The following is a 19996-nucleotide window of genomic DNA, read 5'->3' as shown; positions in this document are numbered from 1 at the left end:
GGGCGACTCCCCCGGGATATTTTTAGCCAGATGAAGGGGGATCCCGTTAGTGGTGGGTGGGCTGGGTGCGGTCTTGTCTGAGGTCGCGGGCCGAGAGGCCGTGGGCGGTTCGGAAGGCGCGGGCGAAACTGGATTGCGAGGTGAAGCCGGTGGCCAGCGCCACATCCATCAACGAGAGATTGGTGTCGGTGACCAGACGGCGGGCTTCGGCCAGTCTGAGTTGCAGGTAGTGGTCCTGTGGCGTCGTGTTCAGGCGCAGGCGGAATTGCTGCTGTAGGGTACGCGGGCTGGTGCCGAGGGTGTTGGCGATGTCGGCGAGCGGGAGCGGGTCGTCGAGCGATGCCTCCATCAGCGCGTTTGCCTTGGCCGTCAGTGCGGTATGACGATGTGGGGCGCCAGTGCGGCTTTGAGGTTTTGAGGGTTCTGACTGGCCCTCGTAGAGAAACAAGCCCGATACGCGGGCAGCGAAGCTTGCCCCGTGGCGTGCGGCGATGATGTGGAGCATCATGTCCACAGCCGGGACGGCTCCGCCAGAGGTGAGGCGGTTTTCGGAGACGGTGAAGCGGTCGGGGCGGACGTCGACGGCAGGAAAGCGCGCGGCGAAGTTTTCGAGGTCTTCCCAGTGGGTGGTTGCGGCATGGCCGTCGAGCAGACCGGCCTCGGCCAGCAGCCAGGGGCCTCCGTCGATGCCGGCCATGGTGGCCCCGGTTGCAGCGATGCGGCGCAGACCCGCGAGCAGGCTGGGTGTGGCGTGGCGGGCGAGTTGGAAGCCCGCGACGACGATCATCAGGTCGCAGCTTTGCAGGCGGGCCAGCGGGATGCCCGGAACTGTCAGGGCGCTGGTCAGCAATGCCGGTTCGGCGGTGGCGGTCACGTAATCCCAGTCAAAGGCCGGGCGGTCGGCCAGCCGGTTGGCGGCGCGCATCGGATCGACGGCGGCCGCGAAGCTGAGCGTGTTGCATTCGTCCAGCACCAGCACGGCCGTTCTCAGCGCGCGATGTTCGGGCTGCAGGATGTTTTTTGCGGATTTCATCAAGTTCGATTCGCATTCTGGCAAGTGTTTCTCCAAGGCTGCGCCAGAGTTGGAAGCAACGCAAATCGATAACCGGGGAGAAGTCTGGGGAAAACCCATGGCACAAGCCGGTATAAGTTGGGGAAAACGCCATGCCTTTGGAAATGAACCGCGAAGTCTTCATTACCTGTGCCGTGACCGGATCGGGTGGGACGCAAGATCGTAGCCCGCATGTGCCACGCTCGCCTGCTCAGATTGCTGAAAGCGCGATTGCTGCTGCGAAGGCGGGTGCTGCTGTCGTGCATTGCCATGTGCGTGATCCGGAGAGCGGTGCGCCCTCGCGCGACTTGGGCCTGTATCGCGAGGTGACAGAGCGGATTCGTGAGGCGGATGTAGATGTCGTCCTGAACCTCACGGCGGGTATGGGCGGTGACATCGTATTTGGGGGTGTCGAAAATCCGTTTCCGGTCAACGAAGCCGGAACGGACATGATCGGAGCGTCCGAGCGGGTGGCACATATTGCTGAGTGTTTGCCCGAGATTTGTACGCTGGATTGCGGCACCATGAACTTTGCCGAAGCCGACTATGTGATGACAAACACTCCAGGTGCGCTGCGGGCGATGGGGCAGATGATGACCGATCTGGGGGTGAAGCCCGAGATCGAGGCGTTTGATACCGGTCATCTTTGGTTTGCCAAGCAATTGGTGAAGGAAGGGGTGCTGGAAGCGGACGCTCTGGTCCAGCTTTGCATGGGGGTGCCGTGGGGTGCGCCGGACGATCTGAACACGTTCATGGCGATGGTAAACAATGTGCCTGATGACTGGACGTTCAGTGCTTTTGCCTTGGGACGGCATCAGATGGCCTATGTCGCGGCGGCGGTGCTGGCTGGAGGCAATGTGCGGGTCGGGCTGGAGGATAACCTGTGGCTGGACAAGGGAGTATTGGCCGAGAACTGGCAACTGGTTGAGCGCGCAGGGAGCATCATTGAGAATATAGGCGCGCGGGTGATCGGGCCGGAAGCGGTGCGCGAGAAGTTGGGGCTGACAAAGCGCGCGCCTTTGGCGAAGTGAGGGTTGGGTTGGATTGGGGGCCAGCCCCCAAACCCCCGGGATATTTTTGGCCAGATGAAGTTTGGGGCGTGATGAGATGAAAACAGCAGCGATCATCGGTGGCGGGGTTATTGGCGGCGGATGGGCTGCTCGGTTTTTGCTGAACGGGTGGGATGTGCGGGTGTTCGATCCGGACCCCGAAGCCGAGCGCAAGATCGGTGAGGTTCTGAACAATGCGCGGCGGTCGTTGCCGGGCCTGAGCGATGTGCCTTTGCCGCCCGAAGGGGCGTTGAGTTTTCATGATGACATTGGCGAGGCCGTGCTGGGCGCCGCTTGGATTCAAGAAAGCGTGCCGGAGCGGTTGGATCTGAAGCTGAAGGTTTACAAGAGCTTGCAGGCGGCCTGTGATCCGGAGGCGATTATCGGGTCTTCGACCAGCGGGTTCAAGCCGTCGGAGTTGCAGGAGGGCGCGCTGCGGCCCGAGCAGATCGTAGTGACCCATCCCTTCAACCCGGTCTATCTGTTGCCATTGGTTGAATTGGTGCCGACCGACAAGAACGCGCCCGAGCTGGTGGCGCGCGCGCAGGAGGTGTTGAAATCGGTCGGGTTTTTCCCGCTGCATGTCAAAAAAGAGATCGACGCCCATATCGCCGACCGCTTTCTTGAGGCTGTCTGGCGCGAGGCCTTGTGGCTGGTCAAGGACGGCATCGCCACCACGGAGGAGGTGGATGAGGCCATTCGGATGGGCTTTGGCATCCGCTGGGCGCAGATGGGTCTGTTCGAGACATATCGTGTCGCCGGCGGCGAGGCCGGGATGCGCCATTTTATGGCGCAGTTCGGGCCTGCGCTGAAATGGCCGTGGACCAAGTTGATGGATGTGCCGGACTTTACTGACGAACTGGTCGATATGATTGCAGATCAGTCGGATGCGCAGTCGGGGATGCATTCGATCCGCGAGCTGGAGCGTATTCGGGATAACAACCTTGTCGGTATGATGCGGGCGCTCAAGGCGCAGAATTATGGGGCGGGGGCGGTGCTGAACCAGCATGATGCAGCGTTGAAACCCGGCGCTTTGCCGACACTGGATCAGGCGGATCTGAGCCAGCCGATTCTGACCCTGGCCCGTGCGGTGCCGCTGGATTGGACCGATTACAATGGTCACATGAACGAGGCGAAGTACCTTGAAGCCTTCGCCGCCGCTACGGACCGGTTCATGGAGATCATCGGATGTGACATGGACTATATCGCCACGGGCGGCAGCTATTTCACAGCCGAGAACCATATCAGATACATACGTGAGACCCACGCGGGTGCGCGGATCGAGTGCCGGACGCAGATGCTGCTGGGGCAGGGCAAGAAGCTGCATGTCTTTCACAGTATGTATGAGGGCGACACGTTGCTGGCCACCGGCGAGAGCTTTTTGCTGCATGTCAGCCTTGAAACCCGTCGCCCCAGCGCTCCATCGCCCGAGATCGAGGCCGCGATGGCTCGCATCACGCAGGCGCAAGCCGGGTTGCCTTATCCCGAAGGCGCAGGGGCTGCGATCCGCAAGCCAGTATGAGCGGTCGGGTTTTGATCACTGCCGGGGCCTCGGGCGTTGGGCGCGCGATGGCCGAGGCGTTTGATGCTGTCGGTGCTCAGGTCTGGGTGGCAGATTTGGATGCTGGGGCGCTGGCGGATTGTCCGGCAGCTTGGAAGCGCAGCCAGCTTGATGTGTCGGATGAAACGGCCGTTGCGGATCTGTTCACCGATCTTGAGACCGAATGGGATGGGCTGGATGTCCTCTGCGCCAATGCAGGCATCGCTGGCCCGACGGCGGCGGTTGAGGATGTGGCGATTGCCGATTGGCGCGCTTGCCTGTCCGTGAACCTCGAAGGCGCATTTTTGTGCTGCAAATACGCGGCACCAATCATGAAACGGCAACGCAGCGGCGCTGTGCTGATCACCTCATCCACGGCGGGTCAATATGGCTATCCCAACCGTGCGCCCTATGCGGCGGCGAAATGGGGTATGGTCGGCCTTGGCAAAACGCTGGCGATGGAGCTTGGGCCGCATGGTGTGCGTTGCAACGTCATCTGCCCCGGCGCGGTTGAAGGCCCCCGGATGGAAGGCGTGCTGCAGCGCGAAGCCGCAGCCAAGGGCATGACCCGCGATCAGGTCTATGAGGGTTATGCTGCTGGCACCTCCATGGGTCGCTTTGTCGAGGCGCAGGATATTGCCAATATGGCCGTGTTTCTGGCCTCGGACGCGGCGCGGCTTGTGTCGGGGCAGGTGATCGCGGTGGATGGCCATACCGTGAACCCCGACCCCAAGCTGTAGCTTAGCCCTGATTGGGCCCGCGAATCTGTCGGATCGCGCCCCGGACGGCTTGCCAATCCCGGGCCTCTTGTGTGTTCCCGGCAGCCTCGCATTCGCGCATTTTCTGAGCGGCCTCAGCCTCGGCCCGATCCCCGTGGGCCGTGTAAAGCGCGCGTGCGTACTGAGCGGTTTTGAGTGGGTCCATTCCTGTCTTCCTCCATCTTTGATCGAGGTTCGCGCGGATCGACTATACTACAGGTTGCGGCTCAGGTCATGTCCTGCCGGAGGCGCTGCAGATGGGCGGGGAAATCGCGCGCGGTCATGTCGGCCTCGCGCACCAGCCTGTCAAAGTGCCGGGTGAAAACCTCTATCCGGTCGCGGTCACGGAACGCCATGTAGTGGCTACCCGCGTAGAAGACGCAGAGAAGGGGGCCGAAGATGGTCACCGGGGCGCAATAAAGCCGTTTGGCATCAAAGAGATAGATGCGTAACCGAGGATAGAGCTGTTCGCAAAGCGCCAGCAGGTGATCGATCTGATCCTGCCGAACCTGCAGTGGCAGACCCTCGTAGTATCCGGTGGCATGGGCAAAGCTGTGAAGCTCGTACAGCGGCATCGCGATCTCATAGTCTGATTGCGCGCTGCGCATCCACGACAGCCGGTCCTCGGACGCGCCAATGGCCTGATCAGCCGTGCGACCCAGATGCGGGGCATACTCCCATTCCAGAACAGCGCGGGTTTTCAGCATGTCGGGCAGGGTGGCGGGCACATAGCGGATCTTGTAGCCCGCAGCCTCTTGGTGCCACTCGAAGATGCGCTCATCGACCAGCGCGCGGGCGGCCTCGGTCAGGGTCAGAGAACTGGCCAGCAACTCGGCCGCGCTTTCGGGGCGATCCGATAGCCCCAGCAGCCAATCGACCGAGACGCCAAGCGCCGAGGCGCAGCTGCCGACCACATGCGCGTTGGGCAAGCGCGCGCCTGCGCCGGTCAGCAGTTGCGAAATGGTCGAGCGATCGACGCCAATGTCGCGCGACAGGGCGCTTTGGCTGATGCCGCGATCTTGCATCGCGCGCGAAAGGCGCTGGCGAAACTGCGCCGCACGGTCTCGTTTGTCGATTTTTTCTGACATATGATGATAAATATCACATCTGATGAATATTGTTAATCATATTCAGAATTCCCGGCCAGTGGCCTGATCTGTAACGCTGATATCATAAAAACAAGAATGGGGTCCGGAATGGAGACGCGACGAAGATCGGTCGTGAAGGCTGTGCTGTGGAATGTGATGGGGCTGGCGGTGATGACGCTGGTCGGATTGATCGCCACCGGCTCGGCCGCTTTTGGTGGGGCGCTGGCGTTGGTCAATACGGCGATCGGTCTGACACTGTATGTGATTTACGAGCGGATCTGGGCCGGGATTGCATGGGATCGCCATGGCTGAGCCCACGACGCCGAAATCCCCGGAATGGATCACATTTGGCCTGATCGTTGGCTGTTACCTTGCTTGGTTGGGTGTCGTGTTCTGGCTAGCGAGCGTCAGCCTTTGGCTGGCGGTCCCTGTCATGGGCCTTGTCGCGGCGTTGCATTCGTCGCTGACGCATGAGGCGCTGCATGGGCATCCGTTTCGGTATAAATGGTTGAACGAGGCGCTGATGGCATTGCCTCTGACGCTGTTTATCCCGTTCAACCGGTTCCGCGACCTTCATCTGGCCCATCACTGCGATGCCAATCTGACCGATCCCTATGATGATCCCGAAACCAACTATCTTGATCCGCAGGTCTGGGCGGGTCTGGCGGGCTGGCAGCGGCGTTTGTATCAGGTCAACAACACGCTGCTGGGGCGTATGGTGCTGGGACCCGCCATCGGTCAGATCGCCTTTTTGCGGGATGAATGGCGCGGTGCGCTACGTGGGGATCGGGCGATTCTGCTGGCTTGGACGCTGCATCTGCCCGGGGTGGTGATTGTACTCTGGATCGTCGCGTTGTCGCAGATGCCGATCTGGGCGTTTGTTCTGTCGGCTTATGTCGGCTTGGGTCTGGTCAAGATCCGCACCTTTCTGGAACACCGCGCGCACGAGAAATCCCGCGCCCGTACCGTCATCGTTGAAGATCGCGGGCCACTGGCTTTTCTGTTTTTGAACAACAACCTGCACGTCGTTCATCACATGAATCCTGCCGCCCCGTGGTATCGTTTGCCCGCGCTCTATCGCGCGGGAAAAGACCGCTATCAAGCGTGCAACGAGGCGTATGTCTACCGCTCATACGCACAAGTCTTCCGGTCCTATTTCTGGCGGGCAAAGGACCCGGTGGCGCATCCGCTCTGGCCAAAGCCCTGATTTCGCGACAGAAGGGAGGCCATGACCCTGTGGATTCCCGTCACTATCGCCGCCGCCACGTTCCAGACAGTGCGGTTCATGCTGCAAAAATCGCTCAGCAGCGTGAAGCTGTCCGCCGCTGGCGCGACTTTTGCGCGCTTTGCCTATTCCCTGCCGCTGGCCTTGCTGGGGCTGTTCATTGCGCTGCAGGCGACCGGGTATGAACTGCCATCGCTGACGGCCCGTTTCTGGGTGTTTGCGGTCATCGGCGGCACCTCGCAGATTCTGGCTACGATCTGTGTGGTGGCTTTGTTCAAGCAGCGCAACTTTGCAGTCGGGATTACCTTTAAGAAAACCGAAGTTATTCAAACCGCTATCGTGGGTTTCCTCATCCTCGGGGACCGGGTTTCAGTCGGAGCGCTGGGGGCGATTCTGCTGGGTCTGATGGCGGTTCTGCTGCTGTCGAAGACACCCGGTGGTGATGGTGCCTGGTGGCGGAACCTGACCAACAAGGCCTCGCGCCTTGGGCTGGGGTCGGGGGTTCTGTTTGCGTTTTCGTCGGTGACCTATCGCGGCGCGTCGCTGGAGCTTGGCGATATTGATGCGTGGTTCCGGGCACTGGTGACACTAGCCGCGGTGGTGACGTTCCAGTTTCTCAGCATGGGGCTTTGGCTGCTCTGGCGCGACCGGGCCGAATTGCGCGCGGTGTGGGAGACGCGGCGTACAGGGGTTTTCGTGGGCTTAACCAGCCTTGGCGGATCGTTCTGTTGGTTCCTCGCCTTCACGCTGCAAAACGCGGCCTATGTTAAGGCGCTGGGGCAGGTCGAGTTGATCTTCAGCCTGCTCGCCTCGATCCTGTTTTTCCGCGAAAAGATCACCCGGCGAGAGATCGCAGGGATTGGCCTGCTGGGTTTGTCGATATTGGCTCTGGTACTGGCGATTTAGGTCGCGTCGGCGTCCGCCAGCTCTGAGGTGCCCGCACGTCGTTCTTCAAAGCTGAGCGCGATGAAGCTGGGCAGATGATCGCCCATACCGACCACCGCTGGGCCACCATCGTCGCGACGATTGCGCCCGCGGCCCTTGGGCTCACGCTCTTTCCGGCTTTCGCTTTTCTTGGCTTCGGCAGGTTTGGCTTTTTTCTCGGGCTTGGGTTGCTCTGCCTTTGGCTCGTCCTTGACCGGGTTATCGACGCGCGGAATTTCCTTCTGGATCAGCTTTTCGATCGCATCCAAGGCCTTTTCATCGCGGCCCGAGCAGATGGTGAATGCCTTGCCTTCGCGCCCGGCGCGCCCGGTGCGTCCGATGCGGTGCACGTAATCCTCGGCATGGCTGGGGACGTCGAAGTTGAACACATGGCTGACCGAGGGGATATCCAGACCCCGTGCCGCCACGTCCGAAGCAACCAGCAACCGCAATGATCCATCGCGGAACCCGTCCAACGTCTTCATGCGTTGCGACTGGTCCAGATCGCCATGGATAGCGGCGGCGTTATAGCCGTACTTCTTCAGCGACTTGGCGCAGATATCTACATCCGTCTTGCGGTTGCAGAAAATGATGGCGTTGGTGCACTTCTCACCTTCGGCGTCGATCAGCGCGCGCAGAACCTTGCGCTTGGCGCTGGCTTCGCGGTCGCGGCGGCCGCCTTTGAACATGACCACACCCTGTTCAATCGTCTCAGACGCGGTGGCCTGACGGGCAACCTCGATCCGGGCGGGGGCGGACAGGAAGGTGTCAGTGATCCGTTCGATCTCGGATGCCATGGTGGCCGAGAAGAACAGCGTCTGGCGCGTGAATGGCGTCAGCGAGAAGATGCGTTCGATATCGGGGATGAAGCCCATGTCCAGCATCCGGTCGGCTTCGTCCACGACCATGATCTGCACACCGGTCAGCAGCAACTTGCCGCGTTCGAAATGGTCCAGCAGACGGCCCGGCGTCGCAATCAGCACATCGACGCCCCGGTCGATCAGCGCTTCTTGCTCTTTGAAGCTGACACCGCCGATCAACAGCGCCTTGGTCAGTTTCAGGTGTTTGGAATAGGTGTCGAAGTTCTCGGCCACCTGTGCCGCCAGTTCCCGCGTCGGGCACAGCACCAGCGAGCGCGGCATGCGCGCACGGGCGCGACCGCGCGCCAGCAGCGTGATCATCGGCAGGGTAAAGCTGGCGGTCTTGCCAGTACCGGTCTGGGCGATGCCCAGCACATCCTTACCTTCAAGCGCAGGTGGTATCGCGCCTTCCTGGATCGGGGTCGGGGTTTCGTATCCGGCTTCCTCAATGGCTTTGAGGACCTTCGGGTTCAGGTTCAGTTCGTTAAACTTTGTCATGTATGTCCGGTTCATGCGGACACGTATACCTGGCCCGCGCGTCAGAAAAATGCCGGGCCCGGATGGCCACGCGCCTCATGCGCGTTTCGGCTGAGGCGGGGCATAACAAAAACGTGGGGCAGGGTCAAATGAAGAGGCGTTCACCTGTTGCATCTCAGCGCGATGCGCGAATTTATGCAACAATTCAGATGGTTCCGGGGAAGTGTTTCGCCACTTTCTGGTCCAGATTCAATGGCCTGTGCCGCAGCAGATCGTGATCTTCGAGCCGCATGCGCACATCGGGGTCGGTTGCGCTCATTTCGTCATAGAATGCGCGCAGCCCGTCGGGGCCTTCCTCTGCCTCGATCCAGCTGAGCAACTCGTGCATGTTCAGCCCGCCCCGGTCGCGCGACACGTTGGGTAACATGCCCGCCTGATATGAGCCGCGCGCCATTCGGAACCTCAGATGTGATTGCCAATGATCCCAGCTTGGGGCGTGGCGATGACATAGTTCGATCTGCGGCAGTTCCGTCTTCACCGGAAGGATCTTCTTGTTCTGAAACAGGTTGTGGATGCGATAGTTGAGATGCTCCAACCCGGTGCGCACGAATAGCTTGCCCTGTACGTGGCTGAGAAATCCACCCAGAACAAAGCCGCCATAGTTGGGATAGAGCGTTTCAACCAAAGCCTCGCGATGCGGGCTTTTCGGGATATGTGCTTTGTAAAGATCCTCGCCCCCGGCAATAGCTTCGATCGGGCGCATGCGCACCGCAGGGGTGTCGGTCGGTATCGATTGCAACAGGTCGGCAACAGGGGCAGCGGGCCACAGAAACTCGTCCACATCGATATGCGCCAGCCAGTCAAGATGTGTGTTGCGATAAACAAATGTCGCATGGACCGTCTGGCGCAGTTGGTGCTTCTCCGGGCGGTTGCGTTTGCGCTTTTGCCAGAACGCGTCATCGCAGACACGCACACGCACTCTGGGATGCTGCCGCAGTGCGCGAAAGGCTTGGCGGTTCGGCTCGTCCAGATAGACATACATATGGTCCGCGCCCAGATCGAGGTGATGGGCGACGAACCGCAGGATATCCTCGGCCGGGCCGCGCGCCATCGAGACGGTTCCCCAGGTTGGACGGTCCTGCGTCATCTCTGGCCCATCATCCGTCCGTCAGGTCATCATTTCTTTGGTCGCGGTCAGATTCAGCGCCGGGTAGTCACGCACAACGCGGTCGATGTCCCATTGCAGTCGGGTCAGATAAACGATGTCGCCGTCGTGGTCATGGGCAATGTGCTGCTTGTTGGCGTTGACGAATTTCTCGACCTCGGCCTTTTCACCGCTGACCCAGCGGGCCGACGTGAACTGAGACGCCTCGAACCGCACGGGCAGGCCGTATTCCATCTCGATCCGGCTGGCGAGTACTTCGAATTGCAGCGCACCCACGACGCCGACGATAAAGCCCGACCCGATGGAGGGTTTGAACACCTTGGCCGCTCCTTCTTCTGCAAACTGCATCAGGGCCTTTTCCAGATGCTTGGCCTTCATCGGATCACCCGCGCGAACGCCTTGCAGCAGTTCCGGCGCGAATGAGGGGATGCCCTTGACCCGGATCGCTTCGCCTTCGGTCAGCGTGTCACCGATGCGCAACTGACCGTGGTTCGGGATGCCGATGATGTCGCCCGCCCAGGCTTCCTCGGCGAGTTCCCGGTCGGATGCCAGAAACAGCACCGGGTTCGAGATCGCCATCGGCTTCTTGGTGCGCACATGGGTCAGCTTCATGCCGCGCTTGAAATGGCCCGACGCCATACGGACAAATGCCACCCGGTCACGGTGCTTGGGGTCCATATTGGCCTGCACCTTGAAGACAAAACCGGCGACCTTTTTTTCGTCCGGGGAGATCTGCCGTGGCTCAGCCGACTGGATCTGCGGCTGCGGGCCATAGGCGCCGATGCCTTCCATCAACTCCTTGACGCCGAACGAGTTGATCGCCGAGCCAAACCAGATCGGAGTCATATGCCCCTCCAATACAGCCTGCGGGTCAAGCTTGGGCAGCAATTCGCGCGCCATCTCGACCTCTTCCAGCAGTTTCTCCAGCAGGTGTTCGGGCACGTGTTCGGCCAACTTCGGATCGTCCAGGCCATTGATTTCGATGCTTTCGGCCACCTTGTTGCGGTCCGCTCGGTCCATTAGCTCAAGCCGGTCGCGCAGCATGTCATAGCAGCCGATGAAATCGCGCCCCACACCGATAGGCCATGCGGCGGGCGTGACGTCGATGGCCAGCATTTCCTGAATTTCGTCGATGATCTCGAACGTATCGCGGCTTTCGCGGTCCATCTTGTTACAGAAGGTCAATATCGGCAGATCGCGCAGGCGGCAGACCTCGAACAGTTTCTGCGTCTGGCTTTCCACACCTTTTGCGCCGTCGATCACCATCACGGCGGCATCCACGGCGGTCAGCGTGCGATAGGTGTCTTCCGAGAAATCGCTGTGGCCGGGCGTGTCCACAAGATTGAACCGGAAATCCCCATAGTCGAACGACATCGCCGAGGCGGAAACCGAGATGCCCCGATCCTTCTCCATCTGCATGAAGTCCGACCGCGTGCGCCGCGCCTCGCCTTTGGCGCGCACCTGACCGGCCATCTGGATCGCACCGCCATACAGCAGGAACTTTTCCGTCAGCGTCGTCTTGCCCGCATCCGGGTGCGAGATGATGGCGAATGTCCGGCGCCGGGCGATCTCGGGCGGCAGGGTGGGTTGGTTCGAGGTATCAAGCATATTCGCGCGTATAGGCGGGGAAACCTGCTGAGGCAAGACAAAGGGGTGGTTCGAATCATGTCACTATGGCAATAAGAACATATAGTGAACAAATAATGGAGTGGACCGATGAATTTGAAAGAGATTGCAGAAGAACTGGTCGCAGGTTGTCGGGAAGACCGAGCCAAGGAAAATCTTGAAAAGCTCTATGCCGAAGATGCTGTTTCCGTCGAGGCGATGGCGATGGAAGGCATGGGCCGCGAAACCCATGGTCGCGATGCGATCAGGGGCAAGCATGAGTGGTGGGAGGGCGCGCATGAGGTTTCGGGCGCATCCGTCAGCGATCCGTTTCCGCATGGTGAAGACCGCTTTGCCGTGATTTTCGAGGTGCAGGGTAAGGTGAAGGACAGCGGCGAAAGCTTTGATATGCGCGAGGTCGCCGTCTACCATGTCGCGGATGGCAAGATCGTCAGGGAAGAGTTCTTCTACTAAAACGCTCTTCTGGTCTTCCTCGTCTGGCCGGTGCTAGACATGCGGATAACAACAGATGGGGAGGATCGGATGGATCTGGGTATCAAAGGTAAACGCGCGCTGGTCTGCGCCAGTAGCAAGGGATTGGGACTGGGCTGTGCCGAGGCCTTGGCGGCGGCAGGCGTCAATCTGGTGATGAACGCGCGCGGGGCCGAGGCGTTGGAGGCCGAGGCCGCGCGCCTGCGCTCGGACCATGGCGTTGATGTGCAGACGGTGGCCTGCGACGTGACCTCGGCTGACGGTCAGGCGCAGGTGATAAGTGCCGCGCAGGGCGTTGATATCCTTGTGACAAACGCAGGTGGGCCACCTCCGGGCATGTGGTCGGACTGGGAGCGCGAGGATTTCATCAAGGCGCTGGATGCCAACATGCTGACGCCGATTGCGTTCATGAAGGCGCTGCTACCGGGGATGATGGACAAGGGTTGGGGTCGGGTGGTGAACATCACCTCGCAATCCGTGCGCGCGCCGATTGCGGTGCTGGGCTTGTCGAATGCAGCGCGGACCGGGCTGACCGGGTATGTGGCCGGAACCTCGCGGCAGGTCGCGCCGCATGGGGTGACGATCAACAACCTGTTGCCGGGCATTCATGCAACCGACCGGGCCGATGCGCTGGATGGTGCAGTTTCGCTGCAGAAAAACATCTCGATTGAGGATGCGCGCGCAGAACGGGCCGCAACAATTCCAGCACGCCGTTATGGCACACGGCAGGAATTCGGAGCGGCCTGCGCGTTCCTCTGCTCGCAACATGCGGGCTTTATCGTTGGGCAGAACATCCTGCTGGATGGCGGCGCGACCAATCTGACGATGTAGCCATGGCGCAGGGCTTTTCGCTTAAGGATCAACTGTTCAACGCCGAAAAGGTAAGCTACCTCAGTGGCTTGTTTTCTGATGCTGAACCGGCATTTGATGGCGCAGCCTTCGAGGCACAGGTCATGTCGCGCCTGCTGGACCTGGAACTGAAAGAGCGAATGGCCTGGATCGCGGAATGCCTGCAAGAGGCTTTTCCGGGCGATCTACCAGCGGTTGCTCCGGTCATTCTGCAGGCATTGCCGCTGCCGCTTGATCCCGGCAAAAGCGATGATGATTTCGGCGATTTTATCTTTTCGCCCCTGGGGGATTGGGTCGTCTCGGTCGGATTGGATCACCCGGACCTGGCCTTGGATGTGCTTGAGGAGCTGACCCAGCGGTTCTCGATGGAATGGGCGATCCGTCCGTTTCTGAACAGCCATCCCGATCTGGTCATGGCGCGGATGGGGCGATGGTGCGACCATCCCAGCTATCACGTGCGCCGATTGGTCAGCGAGGGCACCCGGCCAAGGCTGCCATGGGGGCAGGCAGTCGGGCTGGGCCTGTCCGACCCGTTACCGCTGCTGGATCGGTTGCATGGGGACAAGACGCGCTATGTCACGCGATCAGTGGCCAATCATTTGAATGACATCACCAAGAAGGACCCTGAACTGGTGCTGGGCCGATTGCAGAGCTGGCGAGAGGCTGGACAGCAAGGGGGGGATGAACTCGATTGGATGACCTCACATGCTTTGCGGGGGCTGGTGAAAGCGGGTCATCCGGGGGCAATGAAAGCGCTGGGTTATGACCCGGATGCCGAGGTTTCGGTTGAGATCACGCTCAACGCAGAGGCGCGGATTGGTGGGGCTTTGGATTTTGATGTCGCCCTCGGAGGAAATGCAGGACAGCCCGTTCTGGTGGATTATATCATTCATTTTCAGCGCCCTGGGGGCAAAATCTCACCCAAGGTGCATAAGCTGAAACAAGCGGAGCTTGGGGATGGTGCGCTTACGCTGTCGAAGCGGCACAAGCTTAAGGGCAATGCCACGACCTTCAAGCTGGTGCCGGGACCGCATCGGTTGGAGGTTCAGGTGAACGGGCGCGTCCGCACCAGCACAGAATTTGAACTTCTGCCCTGATCCCGGTCACGGTTTCGTCAGATGGCGCGGCTTCGGATTGCGGCGCGCAGGCGACCGCACTAGCTGCATTGCAACCACTCACGAAAGGGAATGTCGCGATGAAGCATGAGGCTGTGCAGAATTACTATGGCGAGGTGCTGCAGGGCAGCGCGGATTTGCAGACGAATGCCTGCTGTACGCCTGACGACATGCCGGATCACCTCAAGGCAATTCTGTCGCAAATTCATGATGATGTGCTGACACGTTACTATGGTTGCGGGCTGATCGCGCCGCTGGATCTTGAGGGGATGTCGATCCTCGATCTGGGCTGCGGCGCGGGGCGGGATGTGTATGCGCTGTCCGCGATGGTGGGTGAGAAGGGCCGAGTCGTGGGTGTGGACATGACGCCCGAGCAGTTGGACGTCGCCCGCGCACATCAGGATTATCACGCGAAGGCTTTTGGTCACGCGGCCAGCAATGTGGAATTTCACCACGGCTATATCGAAAAGCTGGACGAACTGGACCTTGAGCCCGGCAGCTTTGACATCATCGTTTCGAACTGCGTTATCAATCTGGCGACCGACAAGGCTGCTGTGTTGCGCGGCGCGCATCGGCTGCTGAAAGAGGGCGGCGAGATGTATTTCTCGGACGTCTATGCAGATCGCCGGGTGCCTAAAGCGTTGGCCGAGGATGAGGTTCTATATGGCGAATGCCTGTCAGGGGCGCTCTATTGGAACGATTTCCTGTCAATGTCGCGCGCTGCCGGGTTTCACGATCCGCGTCGAGTCACGCACCGCCCGTTGACGATCGAGAATCCAGTTCTGGAACAAAGGGTTGCGCCGCTAAGTTTCATCTCAGCCACCTACCGTTTGTTCAAACTGCCCGCGCTTGAACCCGCCTGTGAAGATTACGGTCAGGCCGTCGTCTACAAGGGTACGATCCCCCACGCGCCACATGAATTCGCTCTGGATGATCACCATGCAATCGAGACCGGCAAGGTTTTCCCGGTCTGCGGCAACACATGGATGATGCTGCAGGACACCCGCTTTGCCCGGCATTTCGAGTTCATCGGCGATTTCTCGACCCATTATGGCATCTTCGAGGGCTGCGGCGGCGACAGCCCGTTTGTGGTTGAGGGCGACACAGCGTCCTCGGGGTGCTGCTGATCCCTTGCACCTGAGAGGCGGGGTTGCTATCCCCGCCCAAGCCCGATGGATTTGATCGGGAAAGGCTACGGGGTCCATCGGTGAACGTGAATACAGCTCCTCCGCGACTGGAAATCCGCAATATGGTGGCGCGCTTTGGCGGGCGCACGGTGGTGGATGACGTCTCGCTGACGGTGCAGGCGGGGCAGGTGACCTGTTTGTTGGGGCCGTCGGGTTGCGGCAAGTCGACCACGTTGCGGATGATTGCGGGGGTCGAGATGCAGACCTCGGGCGAGATCTATGTCGATGGCAAGCTGATCTGCGACACGGTGTTTCGGGTCCCGCCAGAACGGCGCGAGATTGGCCTGATGTTTCAGGACTTTGCGCTGTTTCCACATCTGAGCGTTGCGGACAATGTAGGCTTTGGCCTGAAGGGCAGCCGGGACGAAAAACGCATCCGGGTCGAGGAACTGCTGACCAAGGTAGATCTGATGCGGTTCATCGACGGCTTCCCACACCAGCTTTCGGGGGGTGAGCAACAGCGGGTGGCGCTGGCCCGCGCGCTGGCTCCGCGCCCCCGGATCATGCTGATGGACGAGCCGTTCTCGGGCCTCGACAACCGCCTGCGCGACGGTATCCGGGATGAGACGCTGGCGATCCTGAAGGAAGAGGATGCCGCCGTTCTGCTGGTCACGCATGAGCCGGAAGAGGCGATGCGCATGGCCGATGAGATCGCGCTGATGCGGCGCGGCAAGATCGTACAGCAGGGGGCCCCTTACAACGTCTATACCCGCCCAGCGGATAAAGCGGCGGTTGCATTTTTTAGTGATATCAATGTCCTAAAAGCGCAAGTTAATGGAGCCTTGGCGCATACGCCCTTTGGGCGTTTTCTGGCGCCCGGCGTGCCGGATGGCACGGATGTCGAGATTGTGTTCCGGCCTCAGCATGTAAAGCTGGACTTCGACCGAAATGGCAAAGGCCCGATGCCGACGCCCACCGATGGCGTAGCCGCGCGCGGCGTGGTCGAACGCGCGCGCTTTCTGGGCAACGAAAGCCTGATCGAGTTTCGCATGGACTATGACGGCTCGATCCTGAAAGCGACGGTGCCCAATGTCTTTGTGCCCAAAGAGGGCCGTGTGATGTGGCTGACCATTCGCCGCGACCGGTGCTTTGTGTTTCCGGCCTGAGGCCGCGATGTCACGATTTCCGGCCAACTGGTGCGGGAATGCCGCAGATTGCGCGTGCACGTCGCTTGCCGCAGCGCGGGGGCGGGTCTATCAAGGGCGAAACGCGGGGGTGGAGCGGGCATGCGTATTCTTCTGACCAATGATGACGGTATCAACGCGCCGGGGCTGATCGTGCTTGAGGCGATCGCAAAGGAACTGGCTGGCCCGGACGGAGAGGTCTGGATCGTCGCCCCCGCCTTTGAACAATCGGGTGTGGGGCATTGCATCAGCTACACGCACCCCATGATGGTCGCAAAGCTGGGCGAGCGCAGGTTCGCGGCCGAGGGCTCTCCGGCGGACTGTGTGTTGGCGGGGTTGCATGATGTGATGAAGGACACGCCGCCGGATCTGGTGTTGTCTGGGGTGAACCGGGGCAACAACTCGGCGGAGAATGCGTTGTATTCCGGTACGTTGGGCGGCGCTATGGAGGCCGCTCTGCAAGGCGTGCCGTCGATTGCCCTGTCGCAGTTCTTCGGTCCGCGCAATCTGGGGCTGGATGATCCGTTCGAGGCTGCAGCGCGGCATGGCGCGGCACTTGTGCGCCGGATTTTGGATGCGACGCCTGAGGCGCAGGGGGATTACCGGCTGTTTTACAACGTGAATTTCCCGCCCGTGCCCGCGGACGAAGTTCTTGGCACACGGGTTGCCCCGCAAGGGTTCCGCCGCGACACGCATTTTTCGGTTGAGCCGCACAGCTCGCCCTCGGGCCGTCGGTTCCTGTGGATCAAAGGCGGGTATCAGCACAATCCGACCGCGCCCGGGACGGATGCGGCGGTGAATCTGGAAGGTTACGTCTCGGTCACGCCGATGCGGGCTGATCTGACAGCGCATGATGCGCTTGAGGCGTTGAAGACAATCGAATGACCGGACCAAGCGCAGAAACCACGATGCAGTTCCTGTTCGCCCTGCGTTCGCGCGGGGTGACAGATGCGCGCGTGTTGGCTGCGATGGAGCAGATCGACCGAGGGCGGTTCGTCAAGGGCCTGTTCGCAGAGCGCGCCTATGAGGATACGCCGCTGCCGATCGCCTGTGGGCAAACGATCAGTCAGCCGTCGGTCGTGGGGCTGATGACGCAGGCGCTGAAGGTGCGGCCCCGGGACACGGTGCTGGAGGTGGGGACGGGCTCGGGCTATCAGGCGGCGATCCTGTCGAAACTAGCGCGGCGGGTTTATACGGTCGAGCGGCATAAGCGGCTGGTGCGTGAAACCGGGCAGTTGTTTCGAGAGCTGGGCCTGACCAATGTCACCGCGATGCTGTCGGATGGCTCGTTTGGCCTGTCCGAACAGGCCCCGTTTGATCGTATCATTGTGACCGCAGCCGCCGAGGACCCGCCCGGGCCGCTCTTGGCGCAGTTGAAAATCGGCGGTATTATGGTGTTGCCGGTTGGACAATCGGATGCGGTTCAGACCTTGATACGGGTGACCCGTACCGAAACCGGTCTGGACTATGACGAGCTGTTGCCCGTTCGTTTCGTGCCCTTGCTGGAGGGGCTGGGAAAAGACGGCGTTTAAAGTTATATTCAATGATGCCGGAGCCCCGGAGAACAGGGGCAGGTGTTGAGGGCGATAAAATGAGAGCAGTTTCAAAATCAGCAACGCGCCGCTGTGCAATGGGCGTGGCAGCTCTGGCCATTCTGGCCGGATGCGAAGGACCTTTCGACTATGATCTGCGCGGCAATGTCGGTGGGTTCTCGACGACGGATGCCGCATTGGCGGCGACGACAAGTCGTCCGACGCCGGATGCCCGGGGTGTGATTACGTATCCCAACTATCAGGTCGCGGTCGCACGCCGTGGCGATACGGTGGGCAATGTTGCGAACCGCATTGGCATGCCGGTCGCAGAGTTGGCCCGCTTTAACGGGCTTCAGCCCAATGACTCGCTGCGTGAGGGAGAGGTCCTGGCGCTGCCGCGATCCGTTGGTGGGGGCAGCGCGGTCGACATCGCGAGTATCGCAGGCACCGCGATTGACGAGGCACCGGATACCGGTTCTGTTCAGACCACGGCATTGGCGCCCGCACAGCCCGCGCCAGCTGCCGCGCTCGTCGGGCCCGAGCCGATCCGCCACAAGGTCAAGCGGGGTGAAACGGCATATACCATTGCGCGCCTCTATCAGGTTTCGGTGGAGTCCTTGGCCGAGTGGAACGGGCTTGGCCCCGACTTTATGGTGCGTGAGGACCAGTATCTGCTGATACCGGTCAAAAACCAGTCTGCGCCGCGCGCTGCTGCGCCAGCCGCGACCGCGACGGCGGTGGCGCAACCGGGTGAAGGCTCTGCAACGCCGACGCCGCCCAGTGCAACGCAGCCATTGCCGGATGAGGACGTCGCACCAGCCACGCCCGCGCCAGATGTGACTGCCGAGGCACCGACAAATACGGGGTCGTCCGCCTTGGCGCTGCCGGTGAGCGGTACGATCATCCGCGGCTATGACAAAGGCAAGAATGAAGGCATCGACATCGCTGCGGCGCCCGGCAGTGCGGTGAGTGCAGCCGAAGCGGGAACGGTGGCCGCGATTACAGCTGACGCAGATCAGGTGCCGATCATCGTGGTCAAGCACAACAATGACTTGCTGACCGTTTACGCAAATGTGGACAATATCAGCGTCAAAAAGGGCGACCGCGTGCAACGGGGTCAGAAGATTGCCGCGCTGCGCGGGGGCGACAATGCCTATGTGCATTTTGAGGTGCGTCAGGGGTTCGAGTCGGTGGATCCTGAGCCCTATCTGAGGTGATCTGAATGGCCCGTTCCGGGCCATGCCTCCGGCGGGGATATTTATGGCCAGATGAAGTGTGGATCACCCGTTCGGGTCGTAGTCGCTGAGACGTTTGCCGGGTTCGTCTGTGAAGAGTTCCGGTAAGGGCACAATGGATTCGATCAGATCGATGCGGAAGACGCGGAAGCCCGTGCGCAGTTCGCACCATGCGGTCAGCGTCCAGACGCGGCCCCAGTATTCCATGTGCAGCGGGCGGATCGTGCGTTCGGTCAGCGTGCCGTCGATGCGGCGATAGCTGAGGTGCAGTTTCTGGCGCGATTTGATGGCGGCGCGGATCGGGGCCATATGGGCCAGACCGCGTGCGGCATCGGCAAAGGGATAGACGGCGAATTTCCAGCTGTCGGCCTCGGCGATGACCTGCGTGGGCAGGACGGCGTCGATCTTTTCGGCAAGGGAATTGGCGGCGGATTTGAGGTCGGGGTCGGCGGCCTCGGCCACGATGGCCATGCCGAGGTTGAGGGCTTCGAGTTCGGCGGGGGTCAGGTTCAGCGGAGGCAGGGTGATCTGCTCGCGCACCATGTAGCCCACGCCGCGTTCCCCTTCGACCGGGACGCCCGAGGCGACCAGCGTGTCCATGTCGCGATAGATCGTGCGGACCGACACTTCGAGCCGGTCGGCGATGTCCTGCGCGCGGTGCAGTTTGCCGTCACGCAGGATCTGGATGATATCGAACAGGCGGTCAGTGCGGCGCATGAC

The 19996-nt window shown here is 60.9% G+C and carries 21 protein-coding genes; 14 read left to right on the top strand and 7 right to left on the bottom strand.

Annotated features, from left to right (window positions below; all coding sequences use genetic code 11):
• Positions 1-46: 46 nt before the first annotated feature.
• A complete protein-coding gene (locus ACR3EN_RS15995) occupies positions 47-1033 on the bottom strand; it encodes a GlxA family transcriptional regulator (protein ID WP_480819784.1) in 987 nt (328 codons plus the stop codon).
• A gap of 131 nt (positions 1034-1164) precedes the next feature.
• Between ACR3EN_RS15995 and bcoG the strand changes: the two genes are divergently transcribed.
• The 3 genes from bcoG (at position 1165) to ACR3EN_RS15980 (ending at position 4380) form a co-directional block, all read left to right on the top strand.
• Positions 1165-2082 carry a 3-dehydrocarnitine:acetyl-CoA trimethylamine transferase BcoG gene (gene bcoG, locus ACR3EN_RS15990; RefSeq protein WP_480819786.1) on the top strand — a complete coding sequence of 306 codons (918 nt, stop codon included), beginning with the start codon at positions 1165-1167 and terminating at the stop codon, positions 2080-2082.
• 76 nt (positions 2083-2158) lie between these two features.
• Positions 2159-3622: a carnitine 3-dehydrogenase gene (locus ACR3EN_RS15985; protein ID WP_480819787.1), complete on the top strand. Its 1464-nt coding sequence runs from the start codon at positions 2159-2161 to the stop codon at positions 3620-3622.
• Positions 3619-4380: an SDR family oxidoreductase gene (locus ACR3EN_RS15980; protein ID WP_480819789.1), complete on the top strand. Its 762-nt coding sequence runs from the start codon at positions 3619-3621 to the stop codon at positions 4378-4380. The genes ACR3EN_RS15985 and ACR3EN_RS15980 overlap by 4 nt, the downstream gene beginning before the upstream one ends.
• Position 4381: 1 nt before the next feature.
• Here the strand turns inward: ACR3EN_RS15980 and ACR3EN_RS15975 are convergent, their stop codons facing one another.
• Complete coding sequence (locus ACR3EN_RS15975; protein ID WP_480819791.1) at positions 4382-4564, bottom strand: hypothetical protein; 183 nt, start codon at positions 4562-4564, stop codon at positions 4382-4384.
• A gap of 61 nt (positions 4565-4625) precedes the next feature.
• On the bottom strand, positions 4626-5486 hold the full coding sequence (locus ACR3EN_RS15970) for a helix-turn-helix domain-containing protein (RefSeq protein ID WP_480819793.1): 861 nt from the start codon (positions 5484-5486) through the stop codon (positions 4626-4628).
• A gap of 108 nt (positions 5487-5594) precedes the next feature.
• On the opposite strand from ACR3EN_RS15970, the gene ACR3EN_RS15965 reads away from it, so the two are divergent.
• The 3 genes from ACR3EN_RS15965 to ACR3EN_RS15955 are packed head-to-tail and all read left to right on the top strand — an operon-like array spanning position 5595 to position 7617.
• Positions 5595-5798: a DUF2061 domain-containing protein gene (locus ACR3EN_RS15965; RefSeq protein ID WP_480819795.1), complete on the top strand. Its 204-nt coding sequence runs from the start codon at positions 5595-5597 to the stop codon at positions 5796-5798.
• Positions 5791-6693 carry a fatty acid desaturase gene (locus tag ACR3EN_RS15960; RefSeq protein WP_480819797.1) on the top strand — a complete coding sequence of 301 codons (903 nt, stop codon included), beginning with the start codon at positions 5791-5793 and terminating at the stop codon, positions 6691-6693. The genes ACR3EN_RS15965 and ACR3EN_RS15960 overlap by 8 nt, the downstream gene beginning before the upstream one ends.
• Before the next feature lie 21 nt (positions 6694-6714).
• The gene (locus tag ACR3EN_RS15955; RefSeq protein ID WP_480819799.1) at positions 6715-7617 is read left to right on the top strand and encodes an EamA family transporter; all 903 of its coding nucleotides are present in this window, start codon (positions 6715-6717) and stop codon (positions 7615-7617) included.
• Here the strand turns inward: ACR3EN_RS15955 and ACR3EN_RS15950 are convergent.
• The 3 genes from ACR3EN_RS15950 to ACR3EN_RS15940 all read right to left on the bottom strand — a co-directional run bounded on the left by ACR3EN_RS15950 (position 7614) and on the right by ACR3EN_RS15940 (position 11745).
• Positions 7614-8993 carry a DEAD/DEAH box helicase gene (locus ACR3EN_RS15950; protein WP_480819801.1) on the bottom strand — a complete coding sequence of 460 codons (1380 nt, stop codon included), beginning with the start codon at positions 8991-8993 and terminating at the stop codon, positions 7614-7616. The genes ACR3EN_RS15955 and ACR3EN_RS15950 overlap by 4 nt on opposite strands.
• Before the next feature lie 184 nt (positions 8994-9177).
• Entirely contained in the window at positions 9178-10119 is a 942-nt protein-coding gene (locus ACR3EN_RS15945; RefSeq protein WP_480819803.1) for a glycosyltransferase family 2 protein, read from the bottom strand.
• A gap of 21 nt (positions 10120-10140) precedes the next feature.
• On the bottom strand, positions 10141-11745 hold the full coding sequence (locus tag ACR3EN_RS15940; protein ID WP_480819805.1) for a peptide chain release factor 3: 1605 nt from the start codon (positions 11743-11745) through the stop codon (positions 10141-10143).
• 108 nt (positions 11746-11853) lie between these two features.
• Here ACR3EN_RS15940 and ACR3EN_RS15935 point away from each other — a divergent pair, with 108 nt between their 5' ends.
• The 8 genes from ACR3EN_RS15935 (at position 11854) to ACR3EN_RS15900 (ending at position 19258) form a co-directional block, all read left to right on the top strand.
• On the top strand, positions 11854-12216 hold the full coding sequence (locus tag ACR3EN_RS15935; protein WP_480819807.1) for a SnoaL-like domain-containing protein: 363 nt from the start codon (positions 11854-11856) through the stop codon (positions 12214-12216).
• A 69-nt stretch (positions 12217-12285) separates the two neighbouring features.
• On the top strand, positions 12286-13065 hold the full coding sequence (locus tag ACR3EN_RS15930; protein ID WP_480820078.1) for an SDR family oxidoreductase: 780 nt from the start codon (positions 12286-12288) through the stop codon (positions 13063-13065).
• Between the two features lie 2 nt (positions 13066-13067).
• A complete protein-coding gene (locus ACR3EN_RS15925; RefSeq protein WP_480819809.1) occupies positions 13068-14180 on the top strand; it encodes a hypothetical protein in 1113 nt (370 codons plus the stop codon).
• 98 nt (positions 14181-14278) lie between these two features.
• The gene (locus ACR3EN_RS15920; protein WP_480819811.1) at positions 14279-15325 is read left to right on the top strand and encodes a methyltransferase domain-containing protein; all 1047 of its coding nucleotides are present in this window, start codon (positions 14279-14281) and stop codon (positions 15323-15325) included.
• Between the two features lie 122 nt (positions 15326-15447).
• Positions 15448-16491, top strand: coding sequence for an ABC transporter ATP-binding protein (locus ACR3EN_RS15915; RefSeq protein WP_480820080.1), 1044 nt, complete (start codon positions 15448-15450; stop codon positions 16489-16491).
• Between the two features lie 120 nt (positions 16492-16611).
• Positions 16612-17394, top strand: coding sequence for a 5'/3'-nucleotidase SurE (gene surE / locus ACR3EN_RS15910; protein ID WP_480819813.1), 783 nt, complete (start codon positions 16612-16614; stop codon positions 17392-17394).
• Positions 17391-18041 (top strand): protein-L-isoaspartate(D-aspartate) O-methyltransferase, encoded by a 651-nt coding sequence (locus ACR3EN_RS15905; protein WP_480819815.1) that lies wholly within the window; start codon positions 17391-17393, stop codon positions 18039-18041. The genes surE and ACR3EN_RS15905 overlap by 4 nt, the downstream gene beginning before the upstream one ends.
• A 59-nt stretch (positions 18042-18100) precedes the next feature.
• Positions 18101-19258 carry a LysM peptidoglycan-binding domain-containing protein gene (locus tag ACR3EN_RS15900; protein ID WP_480819817.1) on the top strand — a complete coding sequence of 386 codons (1158 nt, stop codon included), beginning with the start codon at positions 18101-18103 and terminating at the stop codon, positions 19256-19258.
• A 63-nt stretch (positions 19259-19321) separates the two neighbouring features.
• Here ACR3EN_RS15900 and ACR3EN_RS15895 read toward each other — a convergent pair whose 3' ends face one another.
• Complete coding sequence (locus ACR3EN_RS15895) at positions 19322-19993, bottom strand: helix-turn-helix transcriptional regulator (RefSeq protein WP_480819819.1); 672 nt, start codon at positions 19991-19993, stop codon at positions 19322-19324.
• Positions 19994-19996 lie beyond the last annotated feature (3 nt).

Source organism: Ruegeria sp. G7, from assembly GCF_056535465.1.
The sequence above is the reverse complement of the archived record's forward strand: the minus strand, read 5'-3'. Positions and strand labels throughout refer to the sequence as shown.

What these genes read in the sequence shown, in the direction of transcription:
- ACR3EN_RS15995 (WP_480819784.1), bottom strand. Translation starts at nt 1,033, where the DNA reads ATGAAATCCGCAAAAAACATCCTGCAGCCCGAACATCGCGCGCTGAGA.
- bcoG (WP_480819786.1), top strand. Translation starts at nt 1,165, where the DNA reads ATGCCTTTGGAAATGAACCGCGAAGTCTTCATTACCTGTGCCGTGACC.
- ACR3EN_RS15985 (WP_480819787.1), top strand. Translation starts at nt 2,159, where the DNA reads ATGAAAACAGCAGCGATCATCGGTGGCGGGGTTATTGGCGGCGGATGG.
- ACR3EN_RS15980 (WP_480819789.1), top strand. Translation starts at nt 3,619, where the DNA reads ATGAGCGGTCGGGTTTTGATCACTGCCGGGGCCTCGGGCGTTGGGCGC.
- ACR3EN_RS15975 (WP_480819791.1), bottom strand. Translation starts at nt 4,564, where the DNA reads ATGGACCCACTCAAAACCGCTCAGTACGCACGCGCGCTTTACACGGCC.
- ACR3EN_RS15970 (WP_480819793.1), bottom strand. Translation starts at nt 5,486, where the DNA reads ATGTCAGAAAAAATCGACAAACGAGACCGTGCGGCGCAGTTTCGCCAG.
- ACR3EN_RS15965 (WP_480819795.1), top strand. Translation starts at nt 5,595, where the DNA reads ATGGAGACGCGACGAAGATCGGTCGTGAAGGCTGTGCTGTGGAATGTG.
- ACR3EN_RS15960 (WP_480819797.1), top strand. Translation starts at nt 5,791, where the DNA reads ATGGCTGAGCCCACGACGCCGAAATCCCCGGAATGGATCACATTTGGC.
- ACR3EN_RS15955 (WP_480819799.1), top strand. Translation starts at nt 6,715, where the DNA reads ATGACCCTGTGGATTCCCGTCACTATCGCCGCCGCCACGTTCCAGACA.
- ACR3EN_RS15950 (WP_480819801.1), bottom strand. Translation starts at nt 8,993, where the DNA reads ATGACAAAGTTTAACGAACTGAACCTGAACCCGAAGGTCCTCAAAGCC.
- ACR3EN_RS15945 (WP_480819803.1), bottom strand. Translation starts at nt 10,119, where the DNA reads ATGACGCAGGACCGTCCAACCTGGGGAACCGTCTCGATGGCGCGCGGC.
- ACR3EN_RS15940 (WP_480819805.1), bottom strand. Translation starts at nt 11,745, where the DNA reads ATGCTTGATACCTCGAACCAACCCACCCTGCCGCCCGAGATCGCCCGG.
- ACR3EN_RS15935 (WP_480819807.1), top strand. Translation starts at nt 11,854, where the DNA reads ATGAATTTGAAAGAGATTGCAGAAGAACTGGTCGCAGGTTGTCGGGAA.
- ACR3EN_RS15930 (WP_480820078.1), top strand. Translation starts at nt 12,286, where the DNA reads ATGGATCTGGGTATCAAAGGTAAACGCGCGCTGGTCTGCGCCAGTAGC.
- ACR3EN_RS15925 (WP_480819809.1), top strand. Translation starts at nt 13,068, where the DNA reads ATGGCGCAGGGCTTTTCGCTTAAGGATCAACTGTTCAACGCCGAAAAG.
- ACR3EN_RS15920 (WP_480819811.1), top strand. Translation starts at nt 14,279, where the DNA reads ATGAAGCATGAGGCTGTGCAGAATTACTATGGCGAGGTGCTGCAGGGC.
- ACR3EN_RS15915 (WP_480820080.1), top strand. Translation starts at nt 15,448, where the DNA reads ATGGTGGCGCGCTTTGGCGGGCGCACGGTGGTGGATGACGTCTCGCTG.
- surE (WP_480819813.1), top strand. Translation starts at nt 16,612, where the DNA reads ATGCGTATTCTTCTGACCAATGATGACGGTATCAACGCGCCGGGGCTG.
- ACR3EN_RS15905 (WP_480819815.1), top strand. Translation starts at nt 17,391, where the DNA reads ATGACCGGACCAAGCGCAGAAACCACGATGCAGTTCCTGTTCGCCCTG.
- ACR3EN_RS15900 (WP_480819817.1), top strand. Translation starts at nt 18,101, where the DNA reads ATGAGAGCAGTTTCAAAATCAGCAACGCGCCGCTGTGCAATGGGCGTG.
- ACR3EN_RS15895 (WP_480819819.1), bottom strand. Translation starts at nt 19,993, where the DNA reads ATGCGCCGCACTGACCGCCTGTTCGATATCATCCAGATCCTGCGTGAC.